The following is a 17,038-nucleotide window of genomic DNA, read 5'->3' as shown; positions in this document are numbered from 1 at the left end:
AACGCCAAATTTCTTGTCTACCCCGCCAAATATAATGAAGCCGGAAAATGCCAGCCATGTTAGGAACGAGTTAAGGCCCGGATTCTATGACGTTGGGTTTGCCCTTAAATGTTCGGAACGCCAATTGGTAGGAGTATCGCCTTCCCAAAGGCGAAAGGCGCGGTAAAACGAGTTTTGGTCTTCATATCCAATTAAATAAGCCACTTCTTTAATGTTAAGCTCGGGTTCTGCCAAGTATTCTCGAGCCTGTTCATGCCGAACCTGTGTCAACAACTGCTTGAAAGTTGTACCTTCGCCAGTAAGACGGCGCTGCAAGGTACGATCGCTCATGCAAAGCTCGCTTGCCACAGCCCGAATGTCCAGGCCCCCTCCGATTAAACTGCGCTTCAAGATCCGTCTGACGATCTCAGAGATTGAACGGTTGCGATCCTCCTCCAATGATTGGTCCAATACTGGAGTCAAGATCTCCAGCAACTCTTTATTATGCGAAATAAAGGGGCGATCCAGGTCTCTTCGATGCAGCGTCAATCGGTTGGCGGTTGCACCCGTCCGGATCGGACACCCGAAATAAGCTTCGAGGGCCTTTACACCCCCCATCGGGTGAGAAAATTCTACGGACCGTGCAGTTAAAGGCAAGCCCGTACCCCGTCGCCCAAGCTCCAGAAGAAGGGCCAGTGTAGCTCCAACCAGCACGGGCGGTACAGGCTCCTCTCTGTGCGTCCATTCCAATTCGATCGTACAGACCTCGCCCTCTTCGGTTATACGCAAGCTTTCCGGAGGGCACAGTTGTTTGTACCTGGCCATTCGGTAAAGAGCGTCACGATAATCATGCGCATGGTAAGTCGCCAAGACGGGCGGCGGGTACTGTGCCGTCTCAAACACGGTTGCAAGTTTGATGATTCCAACGGCAGTGTCACCAACGAGATCGGAGTAAGCTTGCCAGATTTTAAAATACTGGGCTGCGGTGACGCCAGCCGATTCTGTCATCATGCTGAGCGGCAACCGAGCTTTGCTCGCTACGTCGCGCGGAGAAATTCCCAATAGTTGTAGTCCCGCCCAATATCCTGACGGGAATTTTATACGGTCGGATTTCATAACCTATAACTCCTTTAGATGCTAACCTAAAAAAATAAAAGGTCAGCCAGGATACATCCTGACTGCCCTTTTATATAGTTTTTGACTCTTTATGGAGACGAGGGGAGTAAAACCTTTTCCGAAGATAACGCCACATAGATTTCTACGGGTGTAAATGGCGGCCATTGTGGTGTCACCGGCCCTCGTTTGATTTAGTGCTTCGTCTGATTAGGACTTGTATTTTCTAAAACAGGCAGCATTTTCTCGCTCTTCTCCATGAAGGAATGGCATTGGACACAAATGGGTTGAATCAAAAAAACAAAATTATCCCTCATCCATCCGTTGCACTTTTCATTCGTGCATGACCATATCGTCGTCATTTCCTCTGGAAGTTCCATCATCAGTCTTTTCCGCGAATCGTACAAGCAGCATCCCTCTTTCTCTTCTGGAATCATGAGCGAAAAAAAGGCCCCGACACTAAGTGCGGGACCTTTCAACTACAGTTTTACAGTTTAACGACATTCTCAGCCTGCGGGCCGCGATTGCCTTGAACGACATTAAATTCGACTCTTTGACCTTCGTCCAAAGATTTGAAGCCGTCGCCAACGATTGCACTGAAGTGCACAAATACGTCGTCTCCGCCTTCAACCTCGATAAAACCGAATCCTTTGTCTGCATTAAACCATTTTACTGTTCCTTGTGTCATGGTCAATTACCTCCATATTTTTATTTTTACATGATCTTTGAATTTAAAAAAAAATCACATATTGTACAAGGCTACATATCAAAATCTAACCCTCTACAATATGTGATCTCAGGTTCAAATTCTAATAAATCAACTATAACACAACCGGAGTTCGTTTACAAGCTTGTTTTGCTTTTGTTTCCATTTTATTTCCTTCGCCTCATCCTGCAGTACGACACCGCATAAACTTTCCTGTGTGATCCTTAAAGGCGAACAGCGGCTTGGTAAATCCACAATTCGCCGGAGTGTATTGATGAGGTTACGGTTCGCCAAGTAGCGGTCATAAAAAAGAGAGCTTCTAAAGCTCTCTATGGGCTGGCTGCATCATCCCTTGAGTGGGGTGATCCTCTTGGTACTCATAATATCGCGACTGAACGGACGCATGTATTTGTTCTTCCATTGGCGGTACTGACGGCTGCTGATATGGCTCATCTACATACATGATTCTGCGCTGAATTTGCATGAGCCCATTCACGACGCGCAGCGCGACCCAGAACAGGACAAGGCCAACGCCAACGTACAGCAGATATTGCTGATTATAAGTCCAATCGATATGAAAGTAACTAAACAAGCTATTTTCTAAAATATCAAGCTGGATTTCATTCATCAATATGATATGCACGACGGGAAGCGCAATTAATCCGAGTCCCAGTGAAATCACGGTAACCATAATAACAAAGAATACGATACCCGTTACAAATCTCAGGAATACAAGCAGCAGATTTCGAATGAATAGTCCGCCCTCAAAACCTCTCACCATTCGCATAAACCAGTTCTGCCCAGCTTCAGGCTGTTGATTGTAGGAATACGAAACGGTAGGAGCAGGCAAACCCAAAATTTGTCTAATCATGCTTTGTTCAAAAAGCACAATCCCGTTCAACAGCTTCGCTACGCCAAAGAACAGCGGTATTCCGATAAATATGGGAGTTAATCCGATGGATAATGCCAGTCCTGTTATCGCTACTGTAAAATAAATAATCCCTAACGGGAGGGATAGCAATAAATAGAGGATCGTTGCGTAGGTTTTAGGATTAAAAAGGACCCATTTCACCTTACCTGCCCGCGCCGTGTTCGTCGCTTCTATTGCTTTCAAATTCAAACACCCCTTTTGGCTTCCTATATCACGTATCAGCGAGTTATATAGATTCATTATAACCGCCTTATTGGGCTGACATAACCGTCTCAAGGGGGGTCTGAACCTAGACTTAAGACTAGGGATCGGCCGGCTCAGATGAACTTATTCTTCACCAAAAGTGAAGATGAAAACACATGAAATGGGGATAAGGGTACATAGGGAATCCATCCTGTGAATTTTATTCGGATTTTTTGCACAAGAATGATTGGATTAAAACTATATTCCGATTTCCCTCATTTTCGCCGTTACCTTCTCGACCCTAACATCCATTTCCGTCCCATTAAACTTCGGAAGTTTCAAATCGCTTACGATTGTGCCGTCACGCATGAACATAATGCGCTCCGTCCGCGCCGCAACCTTGGCGTCGTGAGTGACAAGCATTACCGCAGTACCCTCTTCGTTGATTTCGGAAAAGATGTCCATGATCTCCTGCGCGGTTTTTGAGTTGAGCGCACCCGTAGGCTCGTCGCCGAAGATAATGCTCGGACTGTTCATCAGCGCACGGCATATTGCCGCGCGCTGGAGCTGACCTCCCGAAACCTGCGTAATGTCACGCTTTCCAAGCTCCGCAATGCCTGTCCTTTTCATAAGTGCTCTTGCCCTCTCCGTAATTTTCGCGACGTTTTTTCTATTGTCCCGCATGGAGGGAAGAATGATGTTGTCGAGGATATTCAGACTTTTCAGCATCGTTGGCTGTTGAAATACAAATCCCATTTTCGTTCTGCGGATGTCTGAAAGCTCATTCTCCCCGATCTCCGATAGATCCCTGCCGTCAACAACGACTTTTCCTCCATTTACGCCATCGGTCCCGCTCAGTGCAAACATCAGCGTTGATTTTCCCGAGCCCGAAGGTCCCATAACCGCAACGAACTCGCCCTCGTTTATATAGGCGGACACTCCATCCAGAACATTGCGCTTGTCATCGCCCTCGCCGAAAGATTTTACGATATGATCACCAATAATGATCTTCTTCATATGCCTACTCCCTTATGTTCTCGGAAATTTTGATTTGTCCCGCGCCTGATATACCGATGATGGTTGCAATAAGTACCGAACCTATCATCATTAACGGACTAAGCAGATAAGCGGACAGCGGATTGACCGTAAAACGAAACGTTGACGCCCCAAAGGAAGAAATCATCGCGCCTGCAAGCATCTCTCCGAGCGTATTAGCCAGAAGCGTGCCGAGAACAATTCCGACAACCATAACAAATGCCGAACGTGATACATACTGCGCCTTAATATCCGAGTCTGTGAAACCGAACGCTTTCATGACGGCAATCGAGTGTTTATCTTTGGCGACAAGCATTTTCATAAACAACAATGTCACCAGTACGGTTATCACTAGCGCAGCCGCAATAGCAGCATTAGAAGCCTTTCCGACGGAGTTTATTGTGGAGCCGTAGGTCTGTTCCATGTATTCCTCAATGTCCGCAACTTTTGCATAAGCAAACCTGTCTGCATATTCCGAAACCTTACCTTTGATAAGGGATTGATCCAAAAGCTCTGCAGAGATCACGTACCACATCACGTCCGCCGAATGATCGGTGAACACAGCCTTTGCGGTTTTGCCTCCGTTGGTAATGTCGGAGTAAATACCGCTTACTGAGAGATCCCTCTCCTTTCCCTCTGTCACCAGTGTAATGGTTTCTCCGACCTTTTTGCCCAGCTCACTCGCATTCATAACCGAAAGCGCAATTTCGTTTTCTGCGGTGGGTGCTCTGCCCTCGGCATATTCCAGGGGGAATATGGAATGATCACCGAGCTCAATTTTTAACTTAATCTCCGAGCCGTCCTCCGTCTTTGCTTGGAATGTTTTTGTTGTATGTACGGCATATTTTAAAATGGTATGATCACTGCTCATCGTTTTTATAATTTCAGTAGCCTTTTCAGGCATATTATCGGTCTGCTGAATGTCTATGCGCATATCACTGTTGCCGATTCCCATGTATTGGATGAAGCTTTTTGAGGAAATCGTGTTGTGCAGGTTCCGCGGAACAATAATGATAAATGCCGAAATCATCAGCACCGCAAGCATTGTAGCGTAAAGTTTTTTCCTTGCGAGAACATCTTTGACACCGAGGAAAACATTCGTGGGGATAAGCCTGTTACCGCTTAGGTTCAAACGCTTTGCGCCCGCGTTTTTTTCCTGTGAAGTGCCCATGCGGATGGCTTCGGCGGCAGATATTTTCCGAAAGCATCTCAGCACTCCGTTTACATAGGCAATGATCGCAAAGAATACGAGCAGTATGCCGATGATTCCAAGAAACGAGGCCACAAATGAGTTTTTGCTTTCACCCATATAAAGCCGGATATTTTCAAGAAGATACCCTTTGAACACCAAAGAAAGTGCAAAACCGAGCATACAGCCTGCCGCCGCAATCGCCGCGTACTTCGCAAGATAAATCTTCTTAATGTCGGAGATACGCAGCCCGATGGCCTTCATCACGCCAATTTCCCGGTAATCATCTTCAACCTTCGCAAGGAGCGTAAAGCGAATACACATAAATGCGATGGCAATAACAAGAACGCTTACAAATAGGATAATCCCGATCATTACCCCGTCAGAAAGTGCGTTAACTGTTTTGAAAAGCGGATATGTCATCGTTGGTCCGTTCGTTTCAAGTCCCGCCGAAGCATAAGCCGTTTCAAATTCACTGAGCTTCGACAAATCCTTTAATCTAAACTCAATCAAATACTCTATACTTCCGAGGTTCTTTAACTCCTCAAAGTCATTTTTACTGATCAGAAATCTTTTGGAAGAGGCTAGCTTGGAATTCATCTGCGAGTCTCGAAGAAAACCCGCCACACGAAATTCCTTTCCGCCTATGACAGCCTTGTCACCGGCCTTTATGTCGTTGTCTTTCATAAAGCTTATCGGAACATATAACTCACCGTCGGATACGTTTATGATTTGCCCGTCAAGGTCAAGAAGATAATCAAATTTATCGCTTTGGATGCTGAAGCCGTTGTCCTGAACACTATTTGCCAGGGAATGAGCGCCGAGTCGAATTTTCGAGCCGTCCATGTTAAGAAATTCAAGCACCTGAAATTGATCGACATTGTGATTTTGCTCCGCAAAAGCCTGAAGTCGTTCGGAATCGATCTTACCCGAGTGCATCTGCATAAAATGCGGCGTTTTCGCCGTTGTCATAAGATCATTTAGTGCTCCGGAAAGATTTACGAAGAGAATGGCCGCAAGCGAGACGAGATTAGCTGCCACAACGATAAACAACGTGGTTGTCAGTGTAACTAATTTGCTTTTTGATATATCGTTGCGGATGATTCGGTAATTCATAAGTCACCTCTGTATTCAAGCTTTTTAACCGACCTTAAGTTGCCCGAACGACGTAAGCCCACTCCCTATTGCGGAAATAAACTGTCCCGACCATAAGCAAAGAAATTTATTGAAAGGCTGCCCTGAATTACTCATGGCTTCCTCCATTTCCGCCGCCAAACATCTTCATGACGCTCATCAGGCTCCCGGTTTCGGCTCCAAGCAGCCTTTCAATGTTGAAAACAAGCGCCTGTATGCGTAGAACTCGCTCTTCGTTCGTCATTTGAACGATATCATCATCCAAAACGGTATTCGCATAGATCACGATCATTTCCACGCATTCATACGGGTACGGTGTGCTGAATAGTCCCTGCTCAATGCCCTCGCGGATGATTTCCGTCAATATCGGCGTAACGCCGTTGACTATGACCCTTTGTATTTTCTGATGCATAAGCGCGTTCTGCGGCTTGTGAATATGCTCCATAATTTCGTTGCTGCTTTCCCCGCTTAAGTTCAGCGCCATAACAACGCGAATCATGCGCTCGACTACGGGAATGCTCTTGTCTAGGGCAATTTCCTGCGCCGCACCTAAAAGACGGACATTATACCGAGCAATCAGCGCGTCCATAATATCCTCTTTTGACTTGAAATGATGATACAATGTTCCCCGCGCAATACCGACCTTCTCCAGAATGTCGTTTGTACTTGTGCCGTCAAAGCCCTTCTGACCGAAAAGCTCATCCGCCGCATCAAGAATTTCATTTCTGCGTTCCTCAGCTTCTTTCACAACTCTCACGATATTACCTCCTTTCTATAGACCGACTGTCTGTCGGTTAAATCGTATCATATTTTTCTATGATGTCAAGCGGGGCCTAAACTCGTCTAAAAATCCACCATCTCCTGTATGGAGAATTTCTTTAGTTTGCAACCATCAACCTTTCAAGTGAAAATAAACAACCTGAGCTCTTATGAATACAGGACTCAGGCTGCTTAAAGATTGCTTTTTTTGCTGTCTACGTAATAGAGAGGGGGCATTCCATAATTTCCAAGCCCTCTTCCTTTAATCCAACCATCCCTTGCTACGTGCGATATCTATTGCCTCGATCCGCGTATTTGCCCCAAGCTTCCCAATCGCTTCCGACATATAGTTCCGCACCGTTCCATAGGATAGAAACAGCCGTGCTCCAATATCTTGAAGAACTAAGCCTTGAGCAGCCAACTTCATGACCTCCCGCTCCCTGGGCGATAATGGACATGGATCATCCCATACCGCGAGCGACAATTCTGCATTGATGACACGTTTCCCATCATGGACCCGACGAATCGCATCAGCCAGTTCATCGCTGCCCGTATCTTTAAGAAGATATCCATAAACTCCTGCCTGCATCGCCCGCTGGAAATATCCGGGGCGCGCGAATGTCGTCAAGATGATGACACGACAAGCGGACTTATTTTTTTGAACCAGCTCCGCAATATCTAACCCCGTTTTCAGCGGCATCTCAATATCCAGAACGGCTACATCTGGTTCATATTGCTGAATCATGGACATCACTTCTTCCCCATTTTCAGCTTGACCGACGACTTCAATATCATCTTCTAACGAGAGTAAAGTTGCCAGTGCTCCCCTTAATAACTTTTGATCTTCTGCCAACACAATACGAATCATCTAAGCGCTACCTACCTTTTCATTTCGTATTACCCTAGGTATATGTAAGGTGACCTCCGTCCCCTTGCCTGAGGATGAGGACAGCGACATACGTCCGTCGATCATAACCAACCGCTGCCGCAATCCGGCGAGGCCATTACTGCTAGTAGAGAGTTGCTCCGGATCTGCCCCAATCCCGTCATCACTTACAGATACACGGACTTCCCCTTCCTGAATGTCGAGAAGAACGTTGCACTTTGTTGCCCGGCTATGTCGAACCACATTTGTAATCGTCTCGCGAAAACACATCGCCAAAATCGTCTCCTGCAAGGGTGTTAACGGAAGCGGATTGTTCACTAAAGCGTCATCCGTTCCTACATTCGAAGGTCTGGAATCTGAAATCGATTGATATTGAAAATTAAGCGGTATGCCCGCAGCTGAACATAACGATACGGCATGCTTATATTCGTCAGCAAAAGTTGTAACTTTCATCTCCGTAACCAATTCACGCATTTGTTTCAAGGCTGCGCGTGCCGTTTCCCGTATTTCGCGAGCCTCTTCGATCGCTCTCTCGGGATGGCGATGGACCAATTTCTCAACGACCTCCCCTTTTAGCGCGATTAATGACAGCGTATGTCCCAATGTATCATGCAATTCACGTGCGATCCGCTGGCGCTCCTCCTGCTGTGCCATTCGTTCAGCCGTTTCTGCCCGCAGCTGCGCGGACTTCTGTTGAAACCTGGTCGAAGTTCGAATAATATACGGCAGAATACAGATGCCAAACATAGGCACCAGCCCTATCCATACTAGGCTGCCCATCCGATCCAAGTAAGGAACAGCGATAAATCCCATAGCTATCGTGAAAACGACCGTTATAGAGAGTAATATCGGCAGCTTTTGTTTGCTCAGCGGAGCAGCGATCATAAAACCCATAAACGTATACATAGGGTGAAATACAGCGGCTAAAATTAAAAGTATACCCACCTGGACCATCAATATTGGCGTGGCCCACTTTGCATAAAAGTAGGATTGTCGAAACGATAGAACGAATAGGCCTAACAGAGCAAAGCCAAACCACTGTATACTTGATGGCTCATAAAGCAAAAAGTACATGGGTATCATGACATTTGTTAACAAAATATAAGGGGCGGCTCCTTCCGACTTTGGAAAGAGACGCCACTTTTCCTTATTCAATTAGACCGCATCCCGTCGATTATAGATATAGATTGATACTAGCATAAAGAAGAGACCGCATCCTGTCAAAATTATGAAATCAATGCCTGCCGGATTTTGTCCGGCGATCATATTCCATGCCCCATTGGCGTAACGATGAGATGGAAGCCATTCCCCGACCGAGCCCATCCAACTTGGCAAAGTACTAAGCGGCATCCAAAGCCCCCCCATAATGGCAAGCCCCATCTGTAACACATTTCCGATGGCAACCGAAGTATTCGCATTTTTAAGCGTTCCTAACAAGGCACCAAGCGCCAGAAAAGATATGCTCCCGATCCATAACCATAATCCGCATAGAATCCATTGCCCGGCTGTCAATTGTATATCATGAACAAGGCCGGCAGATAAAAAGATAACAACAATGACGATCAAGTGAACAGCCATTTGCGATACAATTTTGCTGCCAATCCATACTGCAGGAGATAGTGGAGTCAGCTTCAACAAGCGCACCCATCCGTCTTGATGCTCAAACGATAGACGAATACCGAATTGGGATACAGCCGTACCAATCAAACTGAATGCCGTCATCGACATCAATGAAAAGACGCCCCAAGTTGTCGATTGAATCGATTGATCTACCCCATTCATGCTCGCAAATAAAAAGTAGAAAGCAAGCGGCATCGCAATGGAGAAGAGTAAGAAAAATGGACTGCGGATAATTCGTATACTTTCTGTTTTGGTCTGGGCAACAAACATATGTAACATAGCTGTTTTCCTCCTAAAAATGTTTTTTATCTTATCGTCGTTGGTTTATGTGTACCGGTGAGACTTAGGAATGTATCTTCTAAGCTGGCGGATTGTATATCAATATCTGATATTCCCCATTCAGACTGCATCAGTGTAAATAACAATGCATCGGTCTCCTTGACATACAGACGAATACGCTCGCCCTTGCACTCTGCCTTTTCCACACCAGGCAATGTGAGCCATTCCTGCTGGGCTGGCGCGTTCGCCGCCCGAAATGAAACCGTTCTAAGCGCTGTTTGAGCCTTTAAACGTTCTGGTGTCCCTTCCGCAACAACCTGTCCTCTGGCGATGACTGCGATATGATCTGCGACAGCACCCGCTTCCTCCAAATGATGTGTCGTTAAGAGCACCGTACGTCCATCACTTGCCAGCGCTTGGATGGTGTCCCAAAAGCGGCCACGAGCCTCGATATCCATTCCGACGGTTGGTTCATCGAGCAGGAGAAGCTCTGGATTTCCCGCCAAGCTTTGGGCGAAAGCTAATCTACGGCGTTGTCCTCCGGAAAGGGAGGATGCGCGACGTTTCTGATCCGCGTGGAGACCCGAAATGTCTAACAATCGCTCCAGCGACATCGGATTACGATAATAACTGCGGAACAATTGAAGCACTTCTTTGACCGTAAGCCCATCTGCTGCTTTCACATCCTGCAAAAGCGCTCCGACGCGTTGCCGTAATTCTTTTGTTCCGGATGGAACCCCCAAGACCCTAACTTCTCCTGAGGTTGGCTTGATCATTCCGAGGATCATGGAAATGGTTGTCGTCTTGCCTGCCCCATTCGGTCCGAGCAATGCGGATATTTGGCCTTTCTCAAATGATAGATTCATATGATCAACGGCACAGTAATCGCCGAATTTCTTCACCAGATTTATACATTCAATCGCCTTTGTCATTTTGTACTAACCTCCGCTAATTTCTTCTTTCGTTCCTTGATGTCCTCATTATATTGAAAAAGCGCGAGGTTCAATTAGTGTGGGTTGTCACAAGCCGGTTATGACAAATGTCAGAAAAAAGGACGAAAGCAAAGAAGAAGGACCTCTAAAGGCCCTTCTTCAGCATAACGTGCATTGGATTGGGGTGTCTTGCTTTGCAAACTTATTGCTCAGGATTCTACATATTTAAATCGAACACAGCAAAAACCACAATCTGATTGTCTTCTTCAGCTAGCCCCAGGCAGGGACTAGACCGCGTTCCACGAAGTTTTACAGCACAACGCATAAGAAAACGCAAAAAAACGACCTAAGACAGTCGCTTTTTTGATGGTATAAATGGAGGCGAGGGGAGTCGAACCCCTGTCCGAAGACAACGCCACATAAGCTTCTACGGGTGTGTAGAGGGAGAGCATGTCTGCAGGTTTTAAGCTAATGCTAAAGTAGTGCATTAATTGATTTATCGTCGAGTAAGCCATGGTCCTGAGCTAACTTGATAATTTCAGATATAGGAATCACCTCGTTCGGCACTACTCCGTTCATGGTTGCTCCTTTTACAGCAACAGCTATCACTTCTGCATTTTCATTAACAACCGGACCTCCACTGTTTCCTGCATAAATTGTTGGTGATATTTCATGGCGAATGTATTCTCCTTGACTCCCCTTATGAATTCTTTTACCTTGAACAAAACCATTTTCAACCCTAATCTCTTGTCCTTGCCGATAATCTGGATATCCTATCAAATCAATAGACTGTCCTTTTGTGATACTCTTATTGTATTCAAACCCAATAGATGAGCAGTCTATGCCATCGGGTGTCAGAATTGCAATGTCTCTTTCGGGGTCGTAGCATGTAATATTCAGTTGACAAGCCAGTTGATAATCATGTTTAAATGCATGAATTCGATAACTTTTAGGAAGCTTAGCACCATTTTTCAGGGCTTCTACTACTGTACCAAGTACATGTGTATTGGTTACTATGCCTATTCCCTTAAGCAAGAATCCTGTCCCTTGTCCGTAATAAAGATCTACCAGTTCACCCTTTTGAGGATCGTAAACTTTTTTAATATCATCATCCTGATTTATCACATAAGTATAATCTTCATAGACTTTTCTTTTATTCTTTTGCATTTCAGCAGACTTAATAACTAGTTTCTTTGGAGATATACTGTTAAAGCGGTTTGCTAATTTTAAGTAAATTGGATCACGTTTTCCCTTTACATGACCTACATGAGTGATCATACCTCGGAGTACTAAGAACATTTCTGGGTAGTTTTCTTTCGCCCTTTGTCGAAATGGATATTTGCTTTCAAAAATTCCCCTTGCAACGTCAAGGTCATCAATGTTCTTTTCAATACAATTCAAGATGGAACGAATTCTACGAATGTATGTCCTGCTTACGTTTAATTTTTCATTTACTGTTATTCCGGTTACAGATTGGTTGCCTTCACGATCTTGCAATCTTATTTTGTCTTCGTTCACATTGAAGCCATTCTTCTTAATGATCTGAATTAATTTATCACTTAACACTACCTGCTCATCATCATTCAAAAATGCGATACTTCTAGGAAAAACCTTCTTATTTGTGGAGAATGTAATATCATCTGCATATCGTGTATATTTAACCCCCTTACTTTCAAGGGACAGTTTTAGGAGTTCTTTATCCAGACTCTTAGCGAGAATGTTAGAGACGATTGGAGAAGTCGCCGCTCCTTGAGGCAAGAAACCATCGGGATGAGTACATATATTTGCAAGAGTTGTTGAAACCGCTTCATTCAACTTAAAGTATGAAATAAACATCTTTCTTACTCTTGCAAAAGATATACTCTCAAAAAAGTTCTCTAAATCTATATTCAGTACAAAGGCTTTTTTCAAATGCTCCGAGGCATTTGTAACGATGCTTCGCTTTTCTATAAAACCGTATGCTCGATTATGAGGGGTAAAGTTTAAAGAAAGGATATAGGCGAGTTTTTTTTGAAGAATTTTCAGATTCTTTGAAGGAGAGTAAATTGTGCGATAACCACCATTTTTTTTAATCAAGGGAAAGGACGTGTAGTTAATTTGTTTGTCCCTTATAAGAATCTTCCAAAGAAACTCAGTCGAAATTTCCAAAAGTGCTGCTACATCTTCGAAATCCACTAAACTTCTAAATTTAGTTTTTATTTCTTCGTCTGAGCTATGTAATGAAGGTTGCACTGAAGTACTGATAAAAATCACCTTTTTTTAAAAAAAGTAGACAAACAAGTCAGTTCTACCTTTCTAAATCATACCGTTGATACATATGCGACGATTAGGATAAACAACTAGAATAGTGCATAGCGATGTGTATATACATTAAAATATTCGATAGCGATTATCACCATCAAAAGTTCAACTGCACCTTGTTTGTCCAAAATATTATACTACAACCATCTGTATTTTGTCTTTATTTCTTTCTCAATTCTTGCTGATGACTTCCAACATCGGCTCCAGCAGAAAACCGTGTGGTATATCCATATCAACAGGCTTGGATGAAGATAGAACGGTACCTCCTTGCTTTTTGAGTAGGGCTTTATACGCGGCACCATCGATATTCCCGCTCTCTACCAACCATTTAGTTAACTGAATGTCCTCGGCTGATGAGAGCCGGGTTGCCGCTAAGGTGAATAGAAGCCGCAGAACGCTTCACAGCTCCACGAAAAACCAAAGTGATAGATTGGTTTTTCCTGAGTCTCCTACTTGTGGCGGCCACCTTTTCTGTTTAGACAGTAAGCAAGGCATGAGACGCATACCGAGGACTACATCAAGACGGAGGACGGCAGGTTGGGATGGTGCGGATGCGTTGATGTGGACGAATAACATGAATAGCATAGAGAATGCAGTTGTCCTTTCCGCTATTGCTATTTATAGACCTTTGCCTCAAGGCTGGGTATCCGAATACAACATTTTTTAAAATCACGTTACAAAATCGCCATTTTGAAAATAGATAGAATAGGGGAAGAAAATCCGCAACTTTTACATCTTAATTGAAAGCTTTATAACGGCATTTTGTATAGATCACAAAATTAGAGCTTTTTTACTAAATCAACGCCCAATACGGTTAGTAACAATCCAAAAATTACCGTTAGTTGTATCATACCGTTTGGATGCAGATATAAGATTATCACAAATTCAGTAATTAGAATGGCAAGTCATCGTCAGTAATATTAATTGTGATGCCACCTAATCGAGTTTGAATATTATCAAGTACAATTTTTTGCTTATATGGATCTAATTTTACCATTAATTGATAGAAATTTTTCACATGCTGAACTTCTATATCGCATTTATCGTTGTATCTATAGCTTCCTTTAATGAAACATTTTATAAGTTGAGAGTTATCTTGTATAAACGTTTCAAGTGAACTACTACGGATTAGAGTCCCTAACTTATTGAGTATAATGTCAATATCATTTATTGGATCGTATTTATCGTTATAATAAAGAATGTGACCAACTAAAGCATCGGCAAACTTCTTATACATATCCTTCTCTATTCTTGAGAAATCAATCTCGCTTATTACTCCTTCAGAAATTGCTTGTGAGATATCATTAAATGAAGCGTAACGTTCTTTTTGTTCTAATTTAGTCATCTTATCTATTATATGATTAAACTTAAACCGCTCTACTTCCCCTTTACTTCTAAGAATGTTCTGAAACATTTTCCCAATAAAATAAATCTCAGATTGATGGTTATATATACCTTCTAACTGAGTCTCGTTAGGCCATTGAGTAACCGGCCAATTAAGAAATACACTTTCACCCCCAGTCTCTTCAAACTCCAATTTTTTACTGAACCCAAAATCTATAACTTTTACATCCTCGTTCTTGTCTATTAGTATATTCGTGGGACGGATGTCTCTATGTAATATTTTCTTTTCTTCTAAATATTCAAATGCATATATAACTTCTTTAAAGATATCTTCCCAGTCTTTCCCGAAACTCGGTTCAAATTCATGAAGAGCTGTGCCTTCCACATACTCCATTTGTAGATAGCCAGTCTTGGCTTCGGGATACAAGTAATAATTAAAAATCCTGACAATGTTGTTGTGGGATATATTAAATAGAATTTTGATCTCGTCTACAAAACGTCTATAGTTATCATCTGAGTTGTTACTATCTTTAGGAGCATATTTTTTAAATGCAAACAACATATCCGTTGTCTCATCCTTAAAAAGATGAGCATCTCCAGTTCCTCCAGACCCCAATGGAGAAAGATATCTGAAGTTTTTCATGCTGTCGAATTTCACAAGTTCCCCTGGCACTAACATAGTAATCCTCCTTGTATCAACTTGAAAATTATGGTCTCACAAGTTAATTGAGGTTGTCAATGCAGGATTATTTTATGTAAGCCATCAGTGAACATTCTCTCATTTTCGCCTGTGGCGAACGGAAGAAGACAAGCAGGATAGCCAAAAGAGGACATCAAAAGTGCCTGTATAGATGTAGACCTTGTACATCATCAGAAATATGTCGCATTCGACGTCAGAGATGTCAGAAACCCAAGAGCCGCAGCGGTTTATTCCCTTCGAATATGAGCAGCAAAAAAGCGACCGGTCAAGGTCGCTTTTTTGCATGTTACATATGGAGGCGAGGGGAGTCGAACCCCTGTCCGAAGACAACGCCACATAAGCTTCTACGGGTGTAGTGACAGTTTTGATGTCACCCGATCAAGCTCCCCGTCACCGGATCTCGAAAGGGTCAGCCTGTTTGTCTTCTTCAGCTAGCCGCAGGCGGAGACTAGACAGCGTATCCCACTAAAAGTGAGCCCTCATCCCGGCACATGGGCGATGCAGAGCGAGAGCACGTCTGCAGGTTATTAAGCTGCGAGAGCGTAGTTGTTTTGTTGTTTGCCAGTTATTATTGGCGTTAGCGTTGATGAAGCGGACGCGTCCCCACTACCCGCTACTCATGCTCGAACTGTCCCCGTCGAATCCAAGAACGCCCCCTTGTTATAAAGGGCTTCTCCGGATTAGATGAGCTGCTCTGCAGCACAAGAAGCAATCTAATTCCGCATCCTTTCCCTCCATAAAGAAAGGACGATCAGAAGCAATTCGTTGATTCTGTAAAAGAATCGCGGCATGCGCATCTCTTACATCATTTATTATATCACACCATCCGGCCAAAATGACACAGATGATGCAAGGAAACGCAGGTGAAACTTGCTAAGCTTTCACATAACAGGTCATTAACGCGCAATTTTCTGCTTTTCGCGCAAAGCACGCTGTATATCGCGCTGTGCATCATGTTTGGCAGCGGATTCGCGTTTGTCGTATTGCTTCTTACCGCGGCCGAGGCCTAACAGCAGCTTGGCATAGCCATTTCGAATGTAGATTTTGAGCGGAACGATCGTGTAGCCTTCCTGTTTCGTCTGACCCAGCAGCTTATGGATCTGTTCCTTATGCAGCAGCAGCTTGCGCGCCCGCGTCGGATCGGTCGGATTGTACCGGTTTCCCTGCTCGAACGGGCTGACGTGCATATTGTGAATATGAATTTCCCCATTGCGGATCGTCGCAAACGCATCGCCGATGTTCGCTTTCCCGTTTCGGATCGATTTGATCTCGGTCCCGGTCAGCACGATGCCGGCCTCGTACGTATCCTCGATGAAATAATCATGGGAAGCTTTCTTGTTCTGGGCCAGTACCTTCCCGTCACTCTTCTTACCACCCATGTCTTTCACTCCTCACCCATTACAAAATAGCGGACTTCCGGCTCGGGCATCACAGTTCGTCGCCACACACGTACCAGAAGTCCATTGTATCAACTGGTTTCGCCAAAATCAAGGCAAAGACCGAGCTTGTCCAGATGCAAACGAAACCGCCGCGGATAAATCCCCAGTGCACCAAACAAGCACTACCGAAAGCGAGCTTGCACAAATTCCTGAAAAAGCTCAGAACCGGTTGAATCTCATTCTACGTTCTCACCAGCGTACCGAATTCACTTTTTCTTCTTCCGAACAAAAGCAGCCGTGCCGTTTTTGCTGGCACCCTTTTTCTTTTTGCCTTTGCGGAACTGCCAAAAAGCTTCGCCGCTGCCCTGCTCGGAACCTTCGCCGCGTTTGCGCTGGCTTTCGCCCGATCCGGCCCCTTCGCCGATAAAGATGCCGCTGCCCGACGTTTTCTTCCGGCGTCCGCTGCCGGCTTGTTCACCTTGCGCCGGAGCCGAGTTGTAGCCGCCCTTGCCGGAACCGAAGCTGAACGTCTTCGGCCGGTTGGCCTCGACGCTCTCGCCCGCCGCCG

The 17,038-nt window shown here is 44.5% G+C and carries 14 protein-coding genes, 1 other RNA gene and 1 pseudogene; all 16 read right to left on the bottom strand.

Annotated elements, in window-relative coordinates; genetic code table 11:
- Window positions 1-84: 84 nt before the first annotated feature.
- Window positions 85-1,095, bottom strand: coding sequence for an AraC family transcriptional regulator ligand-binding domain-containing protein (locus tag MKY58_RS00080; protein WP_339322919.1), 1,011 nt, complete (start codon window positions 1,093-1,095; stop codon window positions 85-87).
- 191 nt (window positions 1,096-1,286) lie between these two features.
- Window positions 1,287-1,499, bottom strand: a complete 213-nt coding sequence (locus MKY58_RS00075; RefSeq protein ID WP_036711064.1) for a cold-shock protein — start codon at window positions 1,497-1,499, stop codon at window positions 1,287-1,289.
- A gap of 80 nt (window positions 1,500-1,579) precedes the next feature.
- On the bottom strand, window positions 1,580-1,780 hold the full coding sequence (locus tag MKY58_RS00070; protein ID WP_036711062.1) for a cold-shock protein: 201 nt from the start codon (window positions 1,778-1,780) through the stop codon (window positions 1,580-1,582).
- Between the two features lie 337 nt (window positions 1,781-2,117).
- Window positions 2,118-2,912, bottom strand: a complete 795-nt coding sequence (locus tag MKY58_RS00065) for a sensor domain-containing protein (protein ID WP_339322918.1) — start codon at window positions 2,910-2,912, stop codon at window positions 2,118-2,120.
- Between the two features lie 258 nt (window positions 2,913-3,170).
- Window positions 3,171-3,929 (bottom strand): ABC transporter ATP-binding protein, encoded by a 759-nt coding sequence (locus MKY58_RS00060; protein WP_339322917.1) that lies wholly within the window; start codon window positions 3,927-3,929, stop codon window positions 3,171-3,173.
- A gap of 4 nt (window positions 3,930-3,933) precedes the next feature.
- Entirely contained in the window at window positions 3,934-6,252 is a 2,319-nt protein-coding gene (locus MKY58_RS00055) for an FtsX-like permease family protein (RefSeq protein ID WP_339322916.1), read from the bottom strand.
- A gap of 127 nt (window positions 6,253-6,379) precedes the next feature.
- Complete coding sequence (locus MKY58_RS00050; protein ID WP_339322915.1) at window positions 6,380-7,027, bottom strand: TetR/AcrR family transcriptional regulator; 648 nt, start codon at window positions 7,025-7,027, stop codon at window positions 6,380-6,382.
- A gap of 264 nt (window positions 7,028-7,291) precedes the next feature.
- Window positions 7,292-7,897, bottom strand: coding sequence for a response regulator transcription factor (locus tag MKY58_RS00045; protein ID WP_339322914.1), 606 nt, complete (start codon window positions 7,895-7,897; stop codon window positions 7,292-7,294).
- Entirely contained in the window at window positions 7,898-9,070 is a 1,173-nt protein-coding gene (locus MKY58_RS00040) for a sensor histidine kinase (protein ID WP_339322913.1), read from the bottom strand.
- Window positions 9,071-9,814, bottom strand: a complete 744-nt coding sequence (locus tag MKY58_RS00035; RefSeq protein WP_339322912.1) for an ABC transporter permease — start codon at window positions 9,812-9,814, stop codon at window positions 9,071-9,073.
- A 26-nt stretch (window positions 9,815-9,840) separates the two neighbouring features.
- Window positions 9,841-10,746: an ABC transporter ATP-binding protein gene (locus tag MKY58_RS00030; protein WP_339322911.1), complete on the bottom strand. Its 906-nt coding sequence runs from the start codon at window positions 10,744-10,746 to the stop codon at window positions 9,841-9,843.
- A gap of 474 nt (window positions 10,747-11,220) precedes the next feature.
- On the bottom strand, window positions 11,221-12,978 hold the full coding sequence (locus MKY58_RS00025; RefSeq protein ID WP_339322910.1) for a reverse transcriptase domain-containing protein: 1,758 nt from the start codon (window positions 12,976-12,978) through the stop codon (window positions 11,221-11,223).
- Between the two features lie 961 nt (window positions 12,979-13,939).
- Window positions 13,940-15,070 carry a protein kinase family protein gene (locus tag MKY58_RS00020; RefSeq protein WP_339322909.1) on the bottom strand — a complete coding sequence of 377 codons (1,131 nt, stop codon included), beginning with the start codon at window positions 15,068-15,070 and terminating at the stop codon, window positions 13,940-13,942.
- A 311-nt stretch (window positions 15,071-15,381) separates the two neighbouring features.
- Window positions 15,382-15,748: a transfer-messenger RNA gene (ssrA, locus tag MKY58_RS00015) on the bottom strand.
- 239 nt (window positions 15,749-15,987) lie between these two features.
- Window positions 15,988-16,470 carry an SsrA-binding protein SmpB gene (gene smpB, locus MKY58_RS00010; protein ID WP_339322908.1) on the bottom strand — a complete coding sequence of 161 codons (483 nt, stop codon included), beginning with the start codon at window positions 16,468-16,470 and terminating at the stop codon, window positions 15,988-15,990.
- 266 nt (window positions 16,471-16,736) lie between these two features.
- Window positions 16,737-17,000: pseudogene (locus MKY58_RS00005) on the bottom strand (hypothetical protein); the annotation flags it as partial.
- Window positions 17,001-17,038: the final 38 nt, after the last annotated feature.

Source organism: Paenibacillus sp. FSL W8-0194 (genome assembly GCF_037969745.1).
Taxonomy (GTDB): domain Bacteria; phylum Bacillota; class Bacilli; order Paenibacillales; family Paenibacillaceae; genus Paenibacillus_AQ; species Paenibacillus_AQ cookii.
The sequence above is the reverse complement of the archived record's forward strand: the minus strand, read 5'-3'. Positions and strand labels throughout refer to the sequence as shown.